Consider the following 18782-nt stretch of genomic DNA (forward strand, 5'->3'; position numbering starts at 1 on the left):
GTCAGAATTCGCTAGCTGGTTTCAGGACTGCGGGTCTTAACCGACCGCGCCTTCCATCTGCAGCTCGATCAGCCGGTTGAGCTCAAGGGCGTACTCCATGGGCAGCTCCTTCGCGATGGGCTCGACGAAGCCGCGCACGATCATCGCCATCGCCTCGAACTCGCTCAGGCCGCGGCTCATCAGGTAGAAGAGCTGGTCCTCGGAGACCTTGGAGACGGTCGCCTCGTGGCCCATGGACACGTCGTCCTCGCGGACGTCCACGTAGGGGTACGTGTCGGAGCGGGAGATGGTGTCGACGAGCAGCGCGTCGCACAGCACGTTCGACTTGGAGCCGTGGGCGCCCTCGCCGATCTCCACCAGACCACGGTAGGACGTACGACCGCCACCGCGCGCCACCGACTTGGAGACGATGTTGGAGGAGGTGTTCGGCGCCATGTGGACCATCTTGGAGCCGGCGTCCTGGTGCTGCCCCTCGCCCGCGAAGGCGATGGAGAGGGTCTCGCCCTTGGCGTGCTCGCCCATCAGGTAGACGGCCGGGTACTTCATGGTGACCTTGGAGCCGATGTTGCCGTCGATCCACTCCATGGTCGCGCCCTCGTACGCCACGGCGCGCTTGGTGACCAGGTTGTAGACGTTGTTCGACCAGTTCTGGATGGTCGTGTAGCGGCAGCGGGCGCCCTTCTTCACGATGATCTCGACCACCGCGGAGTGCAGGGAGTCCGACTTGTAGATCGGCGCCGTACAACCCTCGACGTAGTGGACGTAGGCGTCCTCGTCGACGATGATCAGCGTCCGCTCGAACTGGCCCATGTTCTCCGTGTTGATACGGAAGTAGGCCTGGAGCGGGATCTCCACGTGCACGCCCTTCGGCACGTAGATGAAGGAGCCGCCGGACCACACCGCGGTGTTCAGCGACGCGAACTTGTTGTCGCCGACCGGGATGACCGTGCCGAAGTACTCCTTGAAGAGCTCCGGGTGCTCCTTCAGGGCCGTGTCGGTGTCCAGGAAGATGACGCCCTGCTCCTCCAGGTCCTCGCGGATCTGGTGGTAGACGACCTCGGACTCGTACTGGGCCGCGACACCGGCGACGAGGCGCTGCTTCTCCGCCTCGGGGATGCCGAGCTTGTCGTACGTGTTCTTGATGTCCTCGGGCAGGTCCTCCCAGGACTCCGCCTGCTTCTCCGTGGAGCGCACGAAGTACTTGATGTTGTCGAAGTCGATGCCCGACAGGTCCGAGCCCCAGTTCGGCATGGGCTTCTTCTCGAACAGGCGCAGGCCCTTGAGACGGAGCTTGGTCATCCACTCCGGCTCGTTCTTCTTCGCGGAGATGTCGCGGACGACGTCCTCGTTGATACCGCGCTTGGCAGAGGCACCGGCCACGTCGGAGTCGGCCCAGCCGTATTCGTAGTTGCCCAGACCCTCGAGCTCGGGGTGGGCAGTCTCCTCGATGGGGAGCGTCATGCGGGGTTCCTCCCGGCGGTACTTGCAGATGCGGTGTCGGTGGCTGTCTTGGAAATTCTGGGGATGAACGTCGTGCAGACGCCGTCGCCGTGGGCGATGGTGGCCAGCCGCTGGACGTGCGTACCGAGCAGTTCGGCGAAGAGCTCGGTCTCGGCCTCGCAGAGCTGCGGGAACTGCTCGGCCACATGGGCTACCGGGCAGTGGTGCTGGCAGAGCTGCTCACCCTGGTGAGGGTGGGGGGCACTGCGTGCCGTAGCAGCGTACCCGTCGGCACTCAAGGCCTTGGCCAGGGCTTCGGTCTTCTGTTCGGGGTCCGCGGCCTCGACGGCCTTGCGGTAGGCGCCGCCCTGGGCGGCGACCCGGGCCCGGGCGAAGGCGGCGACGGCCTGCTCCCCGCCCTCCTGGTCCGCGATCCAGCGGAGCGCGTCCGCGGCGAGCTTGTCGTACGACTGGTCGAAGGCGTCGCGTCCGCAGTCCGTCAGGGCGAACACCTTGGCCGGGCGCCCGCGCGTGCGCGCGCCGTAGACACGCTGCTCACGGGGTTCCACGACGTCGTCGGCGACCAGTGCGTCGAGGTGCCGGCGGACGGCCGCCTGGGTGAGCCCGAGGCGTCCGGCGAGGTCGGCCACGGTGGACGGGCCGTGATCCAGGATGGACCGCGCGACCCGGTTGCGTGTAGAGCGCTCACCGGTCGCGAGTTCCTCCTGCGGAGCCTCGCCAACGTTTTTCACAACGCCATTGTTGCGTAATTCCTCAGGGCTGGGCAAGCCGCGTCCGGACAGGCGGACGGTGCCGTGCATCACTTAGGCATACCTAACATGACCTGCGGAAACGATCATTGATCGATCAAACAGGTGGCGCCGCGAAGGCCGCTCCGGAAGACTGCCACACCATGTCGACAACCCCTCCCACCGGCCCTCTTGTCACCCGCGAGGGCTTGGCCGCAGACCTGCGCGCCGCCGGTGTCAACCCCGGCGAGACCCTGCTTGTGCACTCCTCGCTCAGCGCGCTCGGCTGGGTCTGCGGAGGCTCCGTCACGGTCGTCCGGGCCCTGCTCGACACCCTCGGTCCGGACGGCACCCTGGTCGTCCCCAGCCAGACCGGCCAGCTCTCGGACCCGGCGCTGTGGGCGTACCCGCCGGTGCCGCAGGAGTGGTGGGAGCTGATCCGGTCCACCATGCCCGCCTACGACCCGCGCACCACACCCACGCGCGGGATCGGCGTGATCCCCGAGACGGTACGGACCTGGCCGGGCGCCCTGCGCAGCGCGCACCCCCAGACGTCCTTCGCGGCGATCGGCCCGGGCGCGGCGGCGATCCTCGCGGACCACGCCCCCGACTGCCGCCTCGGCGAGCGCAGCCCCCTGGCCCGGCTGGAGAAGGCGGGTGCCCGCGTGCTCCTGCTCGGCGCGGGCTACGAATCCTGCACCAGCTTCCACCTCGCCGAATACCGGATTCCCGCGCCCCTGGTCCAGGTCGGCCGTCCGGGCCCGGACGGCTGGGAGGTGGTGACGGAGGTGTCGATCGACTCGGACCGCTTCGACGAGCTGGGGTGGGACTTCGAGCGCGACCACGAGGTCGTACGGGGAAAGGCGGGCGCGGCGGACATACGTCTGTTCCCGGTGGCCGACGCGGTGGCGTACGCCGAGCGCTGGCTCCCGATGCACCGCCCCCGTGAGGAGGGGACATCCGGCCCCGGCCACCTCGGCACCCGGCCGCGTACCTAGACTCGGGCCCATGCGAAGTGACCCCGTGGTCCAGGTCCGGTCCCTGGTGAAGCGGTACGGCGACAAGACCGCGGTGGACGGCCTCGACCTGGTGGCCGGAGTGGGCGTCACCGCCGTGCTCGGCCCCAACGGCGCGGGCAAGACGACCACGATCGAGACCTGCGAGGGCTATCGGAAGCCGGACTCCGGCTCGGTCTCCGTCCTCGGCCTCGACCCGGTCCGCGAGGCGGCGGCCCTGCGCCCCCGGCTCGGCGTGATGCTCCAGTCCGGCGGCGTCTACTCCGGCGCCCGCGCCGACGAGATGCTGCGGCACGTGGCCAAGCTGCACGCCCACCCCCTCGACGTGGACGCCCTCATCGAGCGCCTGGGCCTCGGCAGCTGCGGCCGGACGACCTACCGGCGGCTCTCCGGCGGCCAGCAGCAGCGCCTCGCCCTCGCCATGGCCGTCGTGGGCCGCCCCGAGCTGGTCTTCCTGGACGAGCCGACCGCCGGCCTCGACCCGCAGGCCCGCCGGGCGACCTGGGAGCTCGTCCGGGATCTGCGCACGGACGGCGTCTCGGTCATCCTCACCACGCACTACATGGACGAGGCCGAGCAGCTCGCCGACGACGTCGCGATCATCGACGCCGGCCGGGTCATCGCCCAGGGCACGCCCGAGCAGTTGTGCCGGGGCGGCGCCGAGAACACCCTCCGCTTCACCGGCCGCCCCGCCCTCGACGTCGGCTCCCTGCTGAAGGCCCTCCCGGCGGACTCCACCGCCGTCGAACTGACGCCCGGTGTCTACCGGGTGACCGGCAAGATCAACCCGCAGCTCCTCGCGACGGTCACCTCCTGGTGCGCCCAGCACGGGGTGATGCCGGACCGGATCTCGGTGGAACGGCACACCCTCGAAGACGTCTTTCTGGAGCTGACCGGCAAGGAGCTGCGTTCATGATCCGGGCCAACCCATGGATCGGCTGGGGGTCCGGGGGTTATCCCCCGGAAAGGCACAGCCTGGAGCTGACCGGCAAGGAGCTGCGCTCGTGACCACCGGCACCTACACGCCGAAGCCGGGCGCCGCCCCCCTCCCCCGCATGATCGCGGCGCAGGCGGTCCTGGAGACGAAGATGCTGCTGCGCAACGGCGAGCAGCTGCTCCTGACGGTTGTCATCCCGACCCTGCTGCTGGTGCTGTTCGGTTCGGTCGACATCGTCGACACGGGCGAGGGGAAGGCGGTCGACTTCCTGGCCCCCGGCATCCTCGCGCTCGCCGTGATGTCGACGGCGTTCACCGGGCAGGCGATCGCCACGGGCTTCGAGCGCCGCTACGGCGTTCTGAAGCGGCTGGCGGTCTCGCCGCTTCCCCGCTGGGGCCTGATGACCGCGAAGACCCTGTCCGTGCTGGTCACGGAGATCCTCCAGGTCGTCCTCCTCACGGTGATCGCCTTCGCGATGGGGTGGTCGCCGCACGGCAACCCCTTCGCCGTACTGCTCCTGCTGGTCCTCGGTACGGCCGCCTTCTCCGGCCTCGGTCTGCTGATGGCGGGCACGCTGAAGGCGGAGGCGACGCTGGCGGCGGCGAACCTGGTGTTCCTGCTGCTGCTCGTGGGCGGTGGCGTGGTGGTCCCGCTGGACAAGTTCCCGGACGCGGCGCAGAGCGTGCTCGGACTGCTGCCGATCGCCGCCCTGTCGGACGGTCTGCGGGATGTCCTCCAGCACGGGGCCGGGATGCCGTGGGGCGACCTCGGGATCCTCGCCGTGTGGGCGGTGCTCGGGCTGGGCGCGGCGGCACGCTTCTTCCGCTGGGAGTAGGCGCAGGTCACGGCGGCGGTCACGGAGGGGGCCCACCCCTCGTGAATACGTGCACAAGCGTCGGCCTACGATGGTGCGCGTGCCGAAAGTGACCCGCGACGACCTCGTCTCCGCTGCGCGCAACCCGCTCGCCTTCATCGCCGAACGCTGGACCCCGGACCCCAGAACGGTCCGGCGTGCGGCCCTCGCCGCTCTCGTCATGGCGGTGGTCATCGTGGTGACCGGCGGTGCCGTACGGCTCACCGGGTCGGGCCTCGGCTGCCCGACCTGGCCCAAGTGCACCGCCGACTCGCTCACCGCGACCCGTGCGATGGGCGTGCACGGCTACATCGAGTTCGGCAACCGCATGCTGACGTACGTGCTCTGTGCGGCGGTCGGCTGGGCGATCATCGCGGCGCGGGCGCAGAAGCCGATGCGACGCGGCCTCACCCGGCTGGGCTGGGCGCAGTTCTGGGTCGTCATGAGCAACGCGGTGCTCGGCGGCATCGTGGTCCTGGTCGGCCTGAACCCGTACACGGTCGCGGCCCACTTCCTGGCCACCACCGCGCTCATCACGGTCGCCGTCGTCATGTGGCATCGCGTGCCGGAGAGCGACGAGGCACCCCGGCCGCTGGTCGGCAAGGCGGTGCGGCAGCTGGTGTGGGCCATGATCGCCGTCTGCGCCCTGCTGATCCTGGTCGGCACGGTCGTCACCGGCGCGGGGCCGCACGCCGGTGACTCCAGCGATGTACCGCGCATGCCGGTCGACTGGGAGGCCGTCAGCAAGCTGCACGCCGTCCTGGCCTGGATCGTGGTCACGCTCACCTTCGCCCTGTGGTTCGTCCTGAAAGCGGTCGACGCCCCACGCGGACCGCTGGACCGCACCCGCGAGCTGTTCCTGGTTCTCCTCGCCCAGGGCGCGATCGGCTACGTCCAGTACTTCACCGACCTCCCCGAGATCCTGGTCGGCGCCCACATGCTGGGCTCCTGCCTGGTGTGGATCGCGACCCTCCGGGTGCTGCTGGCCCTGCGGGAACGACCGGCGGCCGAGGTCGACGTGCCCGCTCCGGCAGCCGCGGAGACGCCGGTCGCCGCGCGCGGCTGAGTCAGCCGTACGTCCGTACGAGGTCGTCGATCGCCGGGCCGAGGAACAACCGGGTCAGCTCGCCCCGGCACAGCACCTCTTCGGCCCGCTCCCCGTACCGGCGCCGCCTGATGTCGTCGACCACCTCGGCGGGCGCGCCCAGGGTGGGCAGCAGGTCCAGGGCCTCGCGCTTGGAGATCAGGCGGCCGTCGCGCAAGGCGGCGGTGGCGCGGGCGTAGGTGAGCAGACCGAGGTCGACCCAGACGTCCTGGTCCCAGAGGTGGGCCTTGTCGACCAGCAGACGCCGGTACTCCTGCTGATCGCGGACGATGAACGCGTCCAGCTCGATGTCCGACACCGGCGGCAGCAGCGCCCGGGGCGATTCGCCGTGCAGGACCAGCCCGAAGGTGTGCAGCTCGCGCCGGGTGACCGGGGTGACCGTCCGCCGGAACAGCTGTTCGTGCGCCCAGGTGAGGTGCTTGCGCTGGGCGTCGTCCGCGGTGCCGGGTGTCAGATAGGTGCAGTGCAGCAGGGCGGCCAGCGGTTCGTGGCGCAGACGGGCGTGCAGCCGTGCCACCCGCCAGACCGTCCTCGCCGTGACCGGTCCGGTCAGCACGGCGATCAGGTCCAGGTCGCTGCGGCCCTGCTGGTAGTCGCCCCCGCCGAGGGAGCCGTGGGCCCAGACGGCGAGCGGGGCCAGGCCGTCCTGGAGTTCATCGAGGAAGCGGTCGAGCAGGGCGGCGGTCTCGGGGCTGGTGTCGGCCAGGGCCGCGGTCCCGGTGGTGCTGCCGAATAAGGGAGTGGGCTCGGCGATGGTCCCGTCGCTGCGTGTCATACGCCCAGTCTGTACAGCTCGCCCCGACCCCGTACACCCGACGGCTCACTCCAACCCGTACACCCGGTGCGCGTTCCCCGCCGCGATCAGCCCCGCCACGCGCTGCGCGTCCGCCGGCGACCACGCGCCCTCCGCCACCCAGGTCCCCAGCACCCGTGCCAGCGCCTCCCGGAACAGCCGGGCCCCGACCACGTGCAGTTCGGGCAGGCCGTGGGCGCCGCTGGAGAAGAGGAGCTTGCCGAAGGGGGCGAGTTCCAGGACCTCGGCGAGTACGGCGGCGGCCCGGGCGCCGGTGCGGACGAGTTCGGCGCCCAGGTCGGCGTAGACGTGCGGGAAGACGCCGGCGAGATGGGCCGCGTGGCGGTGGTAGGGGTAGCCGTGCAGCAGGACCAGGTCGGTGCCGAGGCCCGCCGTGGCGCGGGCGAAGTCGGTGAGCAGGACGGGGTCCGTACGGTCGATGCGCAGGCCCGGTTCGCCGAGGCCGGCGTGGAGTTGGAGGGGGCGGCCGGAGGCGACGGCGATCCACAGCAGATGGCGGAGGAGGACCGGGTCGGTGAGCTCCCCGCCGACCGGCCGGTGCGTGAGCCAGCGCCCCACCGCGCCCCGCACCTCACCCGGCCCGGGGGGTTCGGGCGCCAGTGCCAGGCCGTGCCGTACGCCCGCCACCGACGCGAAGGCGACGGCGTGCGCGGCCGCCGCGTGCACCGACTCGGCGAGATTGGCCAGGAACGACTCGACGGTGCCGGAGGTGTCGGCGACCTGTTCGGCGAGGAGTTCGAGGCGGACGATCTCGTGTGCGTCCGCGTCTGCGGTGGAGGCCATCTCGCCCGGTCCGGTGAGGTCGCCCGGCAGCCCGGTGTCGACGAGGTAGGTGGTGATGCCGCTGCCCCGCAGCAGTCTGCGACCCGCCTCCACCACGCCCAGTTCACGGCGTCGGGCGAGGTAGCGGGCCGGTGGGCAGTGGGGTTCCAGGCCCAGCAGGGGCGGGCACCAGCGGCGTACCGCGAAGCCCGTCTGGGTGTCGAAGAAGGTGGTGCCGGGCGCCGGCGGTCCCTCACTGCGGGCGAGGTGGGCCTCGAAGGTGCCGAGGCCCAGCTCCGTTCTCAGTACGCCGTGGCAGTACTGGTCCACGAGGGACGGCGCTTCGATCATCCGGACTCCCCGAGGCTGGACCTGTGTGCTCCCACAGGTCCTAACGGGTGAGCCCGGCTCAGGTGTTGCTGTTGCTCGGTCCGCCGACCTGGATTCCGGCCATCCGCGTCCACTCGTAGGGGCCGGTCCTCACCTTGGCGGCGAACTCCCCGTCGAAGTCCTCGTGCGCCGTGACCCCGGCCTTCTTCACGGCTTCCTCGGCGATCGCGTACGACGGTGCCACCAGGTCGCCCCAGCCGCCGTCCTCGCCGACGAGCACGATCCTCGCTCCACGCTGGCCCATGTAGGCGACCTGGGCCTCGGCACCGCCGTGGGCCTTGGAGAAGGCGCCGATCTGCTTGGCCAGCCGGGTCGCTCGGCGCTCGGCCTTGGCGGCCTGCTTGGCGTCCTTGGCTTCGTCAACCTGCTTGGTGTCTGCCATGGTCAGGATGCTACCGAGGGGTAGGGCAGCGGGCGACGGCAGGGCTACGTGGCCTTGAACACGAAACCCGCGCCCCTGTTCTTTCAGGGGCGCGGGACTGTTTCGATGTGCGGCTCCGCGTGGGCGCGACAAGCCACGAACCGCCCGCGGGCAAGAACTCAGCGGAGGAAGGGGTCCACCGCGACCGCCACGAACACCAGCGACACATACGTGATCGACCAGTGGAACAGGCGCATTTCCTTGAGCTTGGCGCCCACGGCGCCGCCCTTCGCCCTGTTGTTCAGCGCGTGCGCCTCCCAGAGCCACCAGCCGCCCGTCACCAGGGCCACCGATGTGTAGAACCAGCCCGTGTAGCCGAGCGGGGTCAGCATCAAGGACACCGCGACCATCACCCAGCTGTAGATGACGATCTGCCGCGCGACCACCTTGTTGGAGGCGACCACCGGGAGCATCGGGACGCCGACGCGGGCGTAGTCGTCCTTCACCTTCATGGAGAGGGGCCAGTAGTGCGGCGGGGTCCAGAAGAAGATGACGAGGAAGAGGATGACGGCGGCCCAGGACATCGAGTTCGTGACGGCGGACCAGCCGATGAGGACGGGCATGCAGCCGGCGATGCCGCCCCAGACGATGTTCTGCGACGTACGTCGTTTGAGGATCATCGTGTAGACGACGACGTAGAAGAGGAGCGCCCCGAGCGACAGCCAGGCGGACAGCCAGTTGACGAGGACGCCGAACCAGAGGGTGGAGACGACGGCGAGGGTGATGCCGAAGACGAGACCCTCACGCGGGGTGACCATGCCGGTGACCAGCGGGCGCTGCGAGGTGCGCTCCATGAGCGCGTCGATGTCGCGGTCGATGTACATGTTGAGCGCGTTGGCGCCGCCCGCGGAGAGGTAACCGCCGATGCACGTGGCGAGCACCAACCAGAGGTCGGGGACGCCCTGCTCGGCCAGGAACATCACCGGAACCGTGGTGATCAGCAGCAGTTCGATGATCCGCGGCTTCGTGAGCGCCACGAACGCCTTGACTCTGGCCCCGATCGGCCGCTGACCCCGGTTGCTGCTCGTGCTGCTCGCGCCCAGCACTCCCGGTGAACGGGATTCGACGGCCGTCACGCACACCCCTGACAGAGACTCCTCAGCAAGCCTCCGGTTGTGAACTCCCCGTAACGGCTCGCGCGTACCACGCCACTGTAGACGTTGCCCAGAGCCAGCCTTTCAAGGGGGTCGGCTCGTGTTGGGAGGCACCCCGCGGCGAGCCGAACACACTTCGGTTGAGCAGTCGGATGAGCGGCTCCGTATTCAGATGTCGAACAGCGGAACCCCCTGGTCTCAGTATGCGGAACCACCGGTCGGGAGGCGGACCGGACATAGTCCCGGCAGTCTGGAATGACTCGAAAAAATGCGCGTTCCTACGGGGGTAGGCTCGACAACGGCCGGTGCCGTGAAGGACACCGGCACCAGACATCTGGAGAGGAGCCCTGACCCAGGGTGAGCACCAAGCCGACCACTACAGATCTCGCGTGGACCGAACTGGACCAGCGGGCCGTCGACACCGCCCGAGTCCTGGCCGCCGACGCCGTACAGAAGGTCGGCAACGGCCATCCGGGTACGGCGATGAGCCTCGCGCCCGCCGCGTACACCCTCTTCCAGAAGGTGATGCGCCACGACCCCGCCGACCCCGACTGGGTGGGCCGTGACCGGTTCGTCCTGTCCGCGGGCCACTCCTCCTTGACCCTCTACATCCAGCTGTACCTGGGCGGCTTCGGCCTGGAGCTGGCGGACCTGGAGTCCTTCCGCACCTGGGGTTCGAAGACCCCGGGCCACCCGGAGTACGGGCACACCAAGGGCGTCGAGACGACGACCGGGCCGCTGGGCCAGGGTGTCGCCAACGCCGTGGGCATGGCGATGGCCGCCCGCTACGAGCGTGGTCTGTTCGACCCGGAGGCCGCCGAGGGCGAGTCGCCGTTCGACCACCACATCTTCGTGATCGCCGGTGACGGCTGCCTCCAGGAGGGCATCTCCGCGGAGGCGTCCTCGCTGGCCGGTCACCAGAAGCTCGGCAACCTCGTGATGCTGTGGGACGACAACCACATCTCGATCGAGGGCGACACCGAAACGGCCGTCTCCGAGGACACCGCCAAGCGGTACGAGGCGTACGGCTGGCACGTGCAGCGCGTCGAGCCCAAGGAGAACGGCGACCTCGACCCGGCCGCGCTGTACGCGGCGATCCAGAAGGCGAAGGCGGTCACCGACAAGCCGTCGTTCATCGCGATGCGCTCGATCATCGCCTGGCCGGCCCCGAACGCCCAGAACACCGAGGCCGCGCACGGCTCGGCGCTCGGCGCGGACGAGGTCTCGGCCACCAAGCGCGTCCTCGGCTTCGACCCGGAGAAGGACTTCGAGGTCTCCGGCGAGGTCATCGAGCACACGCGCGCCCTGGGCGAGCGTGGCCGTGAGGCCCGGGCCGCCTGGGAGAAGCAGCTCCAGGAGTGGCGGAACAACAACGCGGGGCGCGCCGCCGAGTTCGACCGGATCAGCGCGGGCGAACTGCCCGAGGGCTGGGAGTCGCACCTGCCGGAGTTCGAGACGGGCAAGGGTGTCGCCACCCGTGCCGCGTCCGGCAAGGTGCTGCAGGCGCTCGGCGCGGTGATCCCCGAGCTGTGGGGCGGCTCCGCCGACCTGGCGGGTTCGAACAACACGACGATCGACAAGACGTCGTCCTTCCTTCCCGCGGACAACCCGCTGCCGGAGGCGAATCCGTACGGCCGCACGATCCACTTCGGTATCCGTGAGCACGCCATGGCCGCGGAGATGAACGGCATCGCGCTGCACGGCAACACCCGTATCTTCGGCGGCACGTTCCTCGTGTTCTCCGACTACATGCGCAACGCGGTCCGCCTGTCGGCGCTGATGCACCTGCCGGTGACGTACGTGTGGACGCACGACTCCATCGGTCTCGGCGAGGACGGCCCGACCCACCAGCCGGTCGAGCACCTGGCCGCGCTGCGCGCGATCCCGGGCCTGAACGTGGTCCGCCCGGCCGACGCCAACGAGACGGCGATCGCCTGGCGCGAGATCCTCAAGCGCTACACCAAGGAGTTCGGCAAGGGCGCCCCGCACGGCCTCGCGCTGACCCGCCAGGGCGTGCCGACGTACGAGGCCAACGAGGATGCCGCCAGGGGTGGTTATGTCCTCTTCGACGCCGATGGCGGCGAGGCGCAGGTCATCCTGATCGCCACCGGCTCCGAGGTGCACGTGGCCGTGGAGGCGCGTGAGCGGCTTCAGGCGCAGGGCGTGCCCACCCGGGTCGTGTCCATGCCGTCCGTGGAGTGGTTCGAGGAGCAGGACCAGGGGTACCGGGACAGCGTTCTGCCGCCGTCCGTCAAGGCGCGTGTCGCGGTCGAGGCCGGTATCGGTCTGACCTGGCACCGGTACGTCGGTGACGCCGGTCGCATCGTTTCGCTGGAGCACTTCGGCGCTTCGGCCGACGGCAAGGTCCTTTTCCGCGAGTTCGGCTTCACTGCCGAGAACGTGGCCGCGGTCGCGCAGGAATCCCTCGCGGCCGCTCAGCGCTGACGCTCTATACACGACACGTAGGAGATGTAATTCCATGACAGACGCACTCAAGCGCCTCTCCGAGGAGGGCGTCGCGATCTGGCTGGACGACCTGTCGCGCAAGCGCATCACGTCCGGCAACCTCGCCGAGCTGATCGACCAGCAGCACGTCGTGGGCGTCACCACCAACCCGTCGATCTTCCAGAAGGCGATCAGCAGCGGTGACGGCTACGAGCAGCAGCTCGCGGACCTCGCCGCCCGCAAGGTCACCGTGGAAGAGGCCATCCGCATGATCACGACGGCGGACGTCCGCGACGCCGCCGACATCCTGCGTCCGGTCTTCGACGCGACCGGCGGTCAGGACGGCCGGGTCTCCATCGAAGTCGACCCGCGCCTCGCCCACAACACCGGGGCGACCGTCGCCGAGGCCAAGCAGCTGGCCTGGCTCGTCGACCGCCCGAACACCCTGATCAAGATCCCGGCGACGAAGGCGGGCCTGCCCGCGATCACCGAGACCATCGGCCTCGGTATCAGCGTCAACGTCACGCTGATCTTCTCCCTGGAGCGCTACCGCGCGGTCATGGACGCCTACCTCGCCGGCCTGGAGAAGGCCAAGGAGCGCGGCCTGGACCTCTCCAAGATCCACTCTGTGGCGTCCTTCTTCGTGTCCCGCGTGGACACCGAGATCGACAAGCGCATCGACGCGCTCGGCACCGACGAGGCCAAGGCCGCGCGCGGCAAGGCCGGTGTCGCCAACGCGCGCCTGGCCTACCAGGCGTACGAAGAGGTCTTCGACGGCAAGCGCTGGAGCGACCTGGAGAGCGCGGGCGCCAACAAGCAGCGTCCGCTGTGGGCCTCGACCGGCGTGAAGGACCCGGCGTACAAGAGCACGCTGTACGTCGACGAGCTGGTCGCGCCGAACACGGTGAACACCATGCCGGAGGCCACGCTGGAGGCGACCGCGGAGAGCGGCGAGATCCGCGGCGACGCGATCTCGGGGACGTACGCGCAGGCGCGTGCCGAGCTGGACGCGGTCGAGAAGCTCGGCATCTCGTACGACGAGGTCGTGCAGCTGCTGGAGGACGAGGGCGTCGAGAAGTTCGAGGCGTCCTGGAACGACCTGCTCAAGTCGACCGAGGCGGAGCTCGAGCGCCTCGCACCCTCGGAGGGCTGAACACCTTGTCGAGCAGCAATCCGCTGCGTGACGCCGCGGACCGACGGCTCCCGCGTATCGCGGGGCCGTCGGGCCTGGTCATCTTCGGCGTCACAGGCGATTTGTCACGTAAAAAGCTGATGCCTGCCGTGTACGACCTCGCCAACCGCGGACTGCTGCCGCCGGGCTTCTCGCTCGTCGGCTTCGCCCGTCGTGAGTGGGCCAACGAGGACTTCGCACAGGAGGTCCACGACGCGGTCAAGGAGCACGCCCGTACGCCCTTCCGCGAGGAGGTCTGGCAGCAACTCATCCAGGGCATGCGCTTCGTCCAGGGCACCTTCGACGACGACGAGTCCTTCGAGCGGCTGCGCGACACCATCCAGGAGCTGGACAAGGCGCAGGGCACGGGCGGCAACTTCGCCTTCTACCTCTCCGTGCCGCCGTCCGCCTTCCCGGTCGTCATCCAGCAGCTGAAGAAGCACGGCCTGGCCGACCAGTCGAGCGGTTCCTGGCGGCGCGCGGTCATCGAGAAGCCGTTCGGCCACAACCTGGAGTCGGCCGAGGAGCTCAACACGACCGTGGAAGAGGTCTTCGCCCCGGACCAGGTCTTCCGCATCGACCACTACCTCGGCAAGGAGACCGTCCAGAACATCCTGGCGCTCCGCTTCGCCAACACGATGTTCGAGCCGATCTGGAACCGGTCCTTCGTCGACCACATACAGATCACGATGGCCGAGGACATCGGCATCGGCGGCCGCGCGGGCTACTACGACGGCATCGGCGCGGCCCGTGACGTCATCCAGAACCACCTTCTCCAACTGATGGCGCTGACCGCCATGGAGGAGCCCGCCTCCTTCGACGCGGACGCGCTCGCCGCAGAGAAGACCAAGGTGCTCGGCGCGGTGAAGCTGCCGAAGGACCTCGGCCGGGACACCGTGTTCGCGCAGTACGCGGCCGGCTGGCAGGGCGGCGAGAAGGTCATCGGCTACCTCGAAGAGGACGGCATCGACCGCAAGTCGAAGACCGACACCTACGCGGCGATCAAGGTCGAGGTCGACAACCGCCGTTGGGCGGGAGTCCCCTTCTATCTGCGGACGGGCAAGCGTCTCGGCCGCCGCGTCACGGAGATCGCGGTCGTCTTCCAGCGCGCCCCGCACTCCCCCTTCGACTCCACCGCCACCGAGGAGCTGGGCCAGAACGCGATCGTCATCCGCGTCCAGCCGGACGAGGGTGTGACGGTCCGCTTCGGTTCGAAGGTCCCCGGCACCTCGATGGAGATCCGGGACGTGTCCATGGACTTCGCGTACGGCGAGTCCTTCACGGAGTCCAGCCCCGAGGCGTACGAACGCCTCATCCTGGACGTCCTGCTCGGCGACTCGAACCTCTTCCCGCGCACCGAGGAGGTCGAGCTGTCCTGGAAGATCCTCGACCCGATCGAGGAGTACTGGGACAAGCACGGCAGGCCCGCGCAGTACCAGGCGGGTACCTGGGGCCCCGTCGAGGCGGACCAGATGCTCGAACGAGACGGACGGAGCTGGCGCCGGCCATGAAGACAGACCTCACGGACACCACGGCCAGCAAGATCAACAAGGCGCTGGTGAAGGCCCGTCGGGCGATAGGCACCCCGGCCGTCGGCATGGTGCTCACGCTGGTCATCGTGACGGACGAGGAGAACGCGTACGACGCGCTCAAGTCGGCCAACGACGCGTCCCGCGAGCACCCCTCGCGCACGATCGTGGTCATCAAGCGCGTCTCCCGTTCCCCCCGCGACCGTACGAAGTCCCGCCTCGACGCCGAGGTACGGGTGGGCGCGGACGCGGGCACCGGCGAGACGGTCGTACTGCGGCTGTACGGCGAGGTCGCGGACCACGCCCAGTCGGTGGTGCTTCCGCTGCTGCTTCCGGACGCGCCGGTGGTCGTCTGGTGGCCGGTCAACGCGCCGCTCGACCCGGCACGCGACCCGCTGGGCGCGCTCGCCCAGCGCCGGGTCACCGACAGCTACGCCGCCGAGAAGCCCATCGACGAGCTGCGTACCCGCGCCGACAACTACGAGCCCGGCGACACGGATCTGGCCTGGACCCGGATCACCCCCTGGCGCTCCATGCTGGCCGCCGCCCTCGACCAGGTGGACTGCGAGGTCATCTCCGCGGAGGTGCAGGGCGAGCAGTACAACCCGAGCGTGGAGCTGCTGGCGATGTGGCTGGCGGACCGGCTGCACGTCCATGTACGGCGTGGGGTGTCGGCCGGGCCCGGCCTCAACGAGGTGCGGATGCTGACGAGTACCGGTCCCATCCGGCTGTACCGGCCCAACGGGGGTCTCGCCCTGCTCACGCTGGAGGACCAGCCGGACCGGGCGGTCGCGTTGAAGCGCCGCGAGACGTCCGAGCTGCTGGCGGAGGAGCTGCGCAGGCTGGACCCGGACGACACGTATGCGTCGGCGCTGCGGTTCGGGGTGGATCGGCTGGGGGGTGCGTCGGGGAGTGCGTTGACGGCTGCCACGACGGCGACGCCCCCGGCTGGGACCGGGTCTGGGGCGACCGGCACGACGGCTGGGTCTGATACGGCCGGTGCTCGTGGTCCGGGAGCCGCTTCGGCTTCCGGCTTCGGCTCCGGCCTCGGTTCGGCCGTCGCGCCGAGTGCCGCTCCGGCTCGGGCGTCCGCGCCGGCGCTGCCGCCCGCGGCTCCGACGGGGTCGACGGGGTCGGCTGGTTCGGACGGCTCTACGGGTTCGGTCGGCGACGATGACTCCGATCGGCCCACTCCGGCGCAGATGCCGCCGGTGAAGAAGGCGGCCACGCCATGATCACTCCCCAGTTGGTCGTGCACCACGACAAGGAGCTGATGGCTCAGGCCGCGGCTGCCCGGCTGATCACCAAGATCGTGGACGCGCAGGCCTCGCGCGGCTACGCCTCGGTGGTCCTCACGGGCGGCCGCAACGGCAACGGTCTGCTCGCCGCGCTGGCGGCGGCGCCCGCTCGGGACGCGATCGACTGGGGTCGGCTGGACCTGTGGTGGGGCGACGAGCGGTTCCTGCCCGAGGGCGACCCGGAGCGCAATGTCACCCAGGCCCGGGAGGCGTTGCTGGACTCGGTGCCGGTGGATCCGAAGCGGGTGCACGCCATGCCCGCGTCGGACGGGCCGTGGGGTACCGATGTCGACGCGGCGGCCTCGGCTTACGCGGAGGAGCTGGCGCGGGCGGCGGTGCCCGAGAACCACGGCTCTGTGCCGACGTTCGACGTGCTGATGCTGGGGGTCGGACCGGACACCCATGTGGCCTCGCTCTTCCCCGAGTTGCCGGCCGTGAGGGAGACCGAGCGGATGGTGGTGGGGGTGCATGGTGCGCCGAAGCCGCCGCCGACGCGGGTCACGCTGACGCTGCCGGCGATTCGGGCGGCGCGGGAGGTGTGGCTGCTCGCGGCCGGTGAGGACAAGGCGCGGGCCGCGGCCATCGCGCTGTCCGGGGCCGGCGAGATCCAGGCCCCGGCGGCGGGGGCGCGGGGCAGGTCCCGGACGTTGTGGCTGCTGGACGCGGCGGCGGCTTCGCAGCTGCCGCGCTCGCTGTATCCGCCGGCGTCGCCCTGAGGCAGTGGTTCGCCCCCGCTGGGGGCTGCCGCCCTCAGACCCCGCTGATCTTTCGGGGGACTTGCGGGTAGGTGCGTTGGCTGCGGGTGGGCGGGGGCTGGTCGCGCAGTTCCCCGCGCCCCTTGAACGGCCCTGCGGGCCGATAAAAAGCCGGGGCGCAGCCCCATGCTTTTCAGGGGCGCGGGGAACTGCGCGAGCAACCACCCACCGCCCGCCCACGAACCCCGCACCCCGAGTTCTTCTGCGCGGCGGGGGCGAAGGGGCCGCGGGGGCGAAACTCAGGCCGCGAACTCCTCCTCACGTGTCTCCGGCAACGCCAGCAGACACAACAGACTGACCAGGCACAACCCGCCCGTGTAGAAGCCGAGCACCAGCGGCGACGACCACTGGCTGTTCAGCCACGTCGCGACGAGCGGAGCGAAGCCGCCGCCCAGCGTGTTGGCCAGGATGAACGCCGCCGACGCCCCGGTGTAGCGCAACCTCGCCGGGAACAGCTCCGCGAGGAACGCCGCCACCGGCGAGAACATCAGGGCGAGCAGCATGAGCCCGACGGTGTACGCACCGGTGATGACGAGCGCGTTGCCCGAGCTGAGAGACGCGTACATGGGGACGGCCCACACGACACAGCCGACCGCGCCCGCCAGCATCACCGGCCGCCGCCCGACCCGGTCCGCGAGCCGAGCGACGGGCAGAGTGACGGCGATCCCGGCGGCCGCCCCCACACTCGCGGCGGTGAGCATCGTGTTCTGCGGAATACCGAGTGCCTTCGGCCCGTAGGACAGGCTGTACACGATGGTCAGGTAGTAGACGGCCGAACCACCGATCGCCGCCCCGGTGCCGAGCAGCAGCCGACCGGGATACCGGGTGATGAGCACCCCGAGCGGAAAGCGGGACCCCGAGGCCGACGACGAGGCCTGCTCCGTCGTCGTACGGCGGGCCTCCGCGCTGAACACCGGTGACTCCGAGACTGTCGTCCGCACCCACAGCCCCACCACGACAAGCACGGCGCTGAGCAGGAACGGAAGGCGCCACGCCCACTCGGTGAAGCCGTCGCGGCCCACGATGTTGAGGGTGGGGAGGATGACGGCGCTGGAGAGCAGGAAGCCGAGGGAGGGGCCGACGTTCGGGACGGCGGCGTAGAACGCCCGGCGCCCGGGCGGGGCGTGTTCGGCGGCCAGCAGTACCGCGCCGCCCCACTCGCCGCCCATGCTGACGCCCTGCAGCAGACGGAGGGTCACCAGGAGTACGGGGGCGAGGAGTCCGGCGGTCTCGTACGTCGGCAGCAGGCCGACGCCGACCGTCGCGACGCCCATCAGCAGGAGGGACGCGACCAGGGCGTGCCGGCGGCCCAGCCGGTCGCCGATCGTGCCGAAGAGCACGACGCCGAGCGGGCGGGACAGGAAGGCCGCGGCGAAGGTGAGGAACGCGGCGAGGGAGGAAACCGTGGCGTTGCCGGAGGGGAAGAAGGCGGGGCCGAGGACGAGCGCGGAGGCCGTGCCGTACACGGCGAAGTCGTAGTACTCGATCGTGGTGCCGATGAGGCTCGCGGCGGCGACCTTCGGCGCCTTGCTCGACTCGGCCGGCGACGACGGTAAGGCGGCCGGTCTGGGGCCGACGGCCTCGGCGGCGGTCTTGGACGGGGATTCGGGCATGGGGGGGCTCACTTCCGGTATGCCCGGGACACGAATGGTCCGGGCCCAGAGGGGGACGGCCACGCATGAAACACGAACCGGAGTGTGCCTGTCACCCTAGGCCGGGAAATTCGATTTCCACAAGGAAGGGCCCGGGAGAAGACCGCCGGAAGACCCCGTCGAATGTTTTCGCCGGAAGAAAGGAGTCGATTACGCAGGACAACGACATTTAAAACATGTGATGCCGCTATGCGTGGGGACAGATCGCCAAAATATGCGACGAACACCATCCTTCGGCGCCGTCAACCCGGGATTCCTGTCAAGTGGCTGTCAATATTCATGCCTATGTCCGCATAAAAATTTGCCGACGATCACGCCTTGCCAACACCCGATCACCCACGAAATGCTGAC

16 protein-coding genes are annotated in these 18782 nt (G+C 69.9%); 9 read left to right on the top strand and 7 right to left on the bottom strand.

Features of this window, described 5'->3' with window-relative positions; all coding sequences use genetic code 11:
• Positions 1–36: 36 nt before the first annotated feature.
• Together sufB and JIX55_RS13030 are read right to left on the bottom strand one after the other, a co-directional pair.
• Entirely contained in the window at positions 37–1461 is a 1425-nt protein-coding gene (gene sufB, locus JIX55_RS13025; protein ID WP_257546717.1) for a Fe-S cluster assembly protein SufB, read from the bottom strand.
• The gene (locus tag JIX55_RS13030) at positions 1458–2192 is read right to left on the bottom strand and encodes a helix-turn-helix transcriptional regulator (protein WP_257563464.1); all 735 of its coding nucleotides are present in this window, start codon (positions 2190–2192) and stop codon (positions 1458–1460) included. Before JIX55_RS13030 ends, sufB begins: the two co-directional genes overlap by 4 nt.
• 161 nt (positions 2193–2353) lie before the next feature.
• Between JIX55_RS13030 and JIX55_RS13035 the strand changes: the two genes are divergently transcribed.
• The 4 genes from JIX55_RS13035 to JIX55_RS13050 all read left to right on the top strand — a co-directional run bounded on the left by JIX55_RS13035 (position 2354) and on the right by JIX55_RS13050 (position 6061).
• Positions 2354–3187 (top strand): aminoglycoside N(3)-acetyltransferase, encoded by an 834-nt coding sequence (locus JIX55_RS13035; protein ID WP_257563465.1) that lies wholly within the window; start codon positions 2354–2356, stop codon positions 3185–3187.
• Between the two features lie 10 nt (positions 3188–3197).
• Entirely contained in the window at positions 3198–4121 is a 924-nt protein-coding gene (locus JIX55_RS13040; protein ID WP_257563466.1) for an ABC transporter ATP-binding protein, read from the top strand.
• A 139-nt stretch (positions 4122–4260) separates the two neighbouring features.
• The gene (locus JIX55_RS13045) at positions 4261–4977 is read left to right on the top strand and encodes an ABC transporter permease (RefSeq protein WP_257569318.1); all 717 of its coding nucleotides are present in this window, start codon (positions 4261–4263) and stop codon (positions 4975–4977) included.
• 70 nt (positions 4978–5047) lie between these two features.
• Positions 5048–6061, top strand: coding sequence for a COX15/CtaA family protein (locus JIX55_RS13050; protein ID WP_257563467.1), 1014 nt, complete (start codon positions 5048–5050; stop codon positions 6059–6061).
• A 1-nt stretch (position 6062) separates the two neighbouring features.
• Here JIX55_RS13050 and JIX55_RS13055 read toward each other — a convergent pair whose 3' ends face one another.
• The 4 genes from JIX55_RS13055 to JIX55_RS13070 form a co-directional block, all read right to left on the bottom strand.
• Positions 6063–6875, bottom strand: a complete 813-nt coding sequence (locus JIX55_RS13055; RefSeq protein WP_257563468.1) for a nucleotidyltransferase — start codon at positions 6873–6875, stop codon at positions 6063–6065.
• Positions 6876–6920: 45 nt separating this feature from the next.
• On the bottom strand, positions 6921–8027 hold the full coding sequence (locus JIX55_RS13060; protein ID WP_257563469.1) for an amidohydrolase: 1107 nt from the start codon (positions 8025–8027) through the stop codon (positions 6921–6923).
• A gap of 58 nt (positions 8028–8085) precedes the next feature.
• Entirely contained in the window at positions 8086–8448 is a 363-nt protein-coding gene (locus tag JIX55_RS13065) for a hypothetical protein (protein ID WP_257563470.1), read from the bottom strand.
• Between the two features lie 158 nt (positions 8449–8606).
• On the bottom strand, positions 8607–9563 hold the full coding sequence (locus tag JIX55_RS13070; RefSeq protein WP_257563471.1) for a heme o synthase: 957 nt from the start codon (positions 9561–9563) through the stop codon (positions 8607–8609).
• Between the two features lie 375 nt (positions 9564–9938).
• Here JIX55_RS13070 and tkt point away from each other — a divergent pair, with 375 nt between their 5' ends.
• From tkt to pgl, 5 genes are read left to right on the top strand one after another with little or no spacing between them, the layout of a single operon-like run.
• Positions 9939–12026, top strand: coding sequence for a transketolase (gene tkt / locus JIX55_RS13075; RefSeq protein WP_257563472.1), 2088 nt, complete (start codon positions 9939–9941; stop codon positions 12024–12026).
• 34 nt (positions 12027–12060) lie between these two features.
• Positions 12061–13179 (top strand): transaldolase, encoded by a 1119-nt coding sequence (gene tal / locus JIX55_RS13080; protein ID WP_257563473.1) that lies wholly within the window; start codon positions 12061–12063, stop codon positions 13177–13179.
• Between the two features lie 5 nt (positions 13180–13184).
• Positions 13185–14708 (top strand): glucose-6-phosphate dehydrogenase, encoded by a 1524-nt coding sequence (gene zwf / locus JIX55_RS13085; RefSeq protein WP_257563474.1) that lies wholly within the window; start codon positions 13185–13187, stop codon positions 14706–14708.
• Positions 14705–15961 (top strand): glucose-6-phosphate dehydrogenase assembly protein OpcA, encoded by a 1257-nt coding sequence (opcA, locus tag JIX55_RS13090; protein WP_257563475.1) that lies wholly within the window; start codon positions 14705–14707, stop codon positions 15959–15961. The genes zwf and opcA overlap by 4 nt, the downstream gene beginning before the upstream one ends.
• A complete protein-coding gene (pgl, locus tag JIX55_RS13095) occupies positions 15958–16740 on the top strand; it encodes a 6-phosphogluconolactonase (RefSeq protein WP_257563476.1) in 783 nt (260 codons plus the stop codon). Before opcA ends, pgl begins: the two co-directional genes overlap by 4 nt.
• A gap of 278 nt (positions 16741–17018) precedes the next feature.
• Here pgl and JIX55_RS13100 read toward each other — a convergent pair whose 3' ends face one another.
• Positions 17019–18392 (bottom strand): MFS transporter, encoded by a 1374-nt coding sequence (locus JIX55_RS13100; RefSeq protein ID WP_257563477.1) that lies wholly within the window; start codon positions 18390–18392, stop codon positions 17019–17021.
• Between the last annotated feature and the right edge of the window lie 390 nt (positions 18393–18782).

Source organism: Streptomyces sp. DSM 40750, from assembly GCF_024612035.1.
Classification (GTDB): domain Bacteria; phylum Actinomycetota; class Actinomycetes; order Streptomycetales; family Streptomycetaceae; genus Streptomyces.

Bases quoted from the DNA above. Each gene is read 5' to 3' on its own strand.
- JIX55_RS13050 (WP_257563467.1), top strand. From the start codon at position 5,048: ATGGTGCGCGTGCCGAAAGTGACCCGCGACGACCTCGTCTCCGCTGCG.
- JIX55_RS13055 (WP_257563468.1), bottom strand. From the start codon at position 6,875: ATGACACGCAGCGACGGGACCATCGCCGAGCCCACTCCCTTATTCGGC.
- tal (WP_257563473.1), top strand. From the start codon at position 12,061: ATGACAGACGCACTCAAGCGCCTCTCCGAGGAGGGCGTCGCGATCTGG.
- opcA (WP_257563475.1), top strand. From the start codon at position 14,705: ATGAAGACAGACCTCACGGACACCACGGCCAGCAAGATCAACAAGGCG.
- sufB (WP_257546717.1), bottom strand. From the start codon at position 1,461: ATGACGCTCCCCATCGAGGAGACTGCCCACCCCGAGCTCGAGGGTCTG.
- JIX55_RS13040 (WP_257563466.1), top strand. From the start codon at position 3,198: ATGCGAAGTGACCCCGTGGTCCAGGTCCGGTCCCTGGTGAAGCGGTAC.
- JIX55_RS13035 (WP_257563465.1), top strand. From the start codon at position 2,354: ATGTCGACAACCCCTCCCACCGGCCCTCTTGTCACCCGCGAGGGCTTG.
- JIX55_RS13065 (WP_257563470.1), bottom strand. From the start codon at position 8,448: ATGGCAGACACCAAGCAGGTTGACGAAGCCAAGGACGCCAAGCAGGCC.
- JIX55_RS13045 (WP_257569318.1), top strand. From the start codon at position 4,261: ATGATCGCGGCGCAGGCGGTCCTGGAGACGAAGATGCTGCTGCGCAAC.
- JIX55_RS13100 (WP_257563477.1), bottom strand. From the start codon at position 18,392: ATGCCCGAATCCCCGTCCAAGACCGCCGCCGAGGCCGTCGGCCCCAGA.
- pgl (WP_257563476.1), top strand. From the start codon at position 15,958: ATGATCACTCCCCAGTTGGTCGTGCACCACGACAAGGAGCTGATGGCT.
- JIX55_RS13060 (WP_257563469.1), bottom strand. From the start codon at position 8,027: ATGATCGAAGCGCCGTCCCTCGTGGACCAGTACTGCCACGGCGTACTG.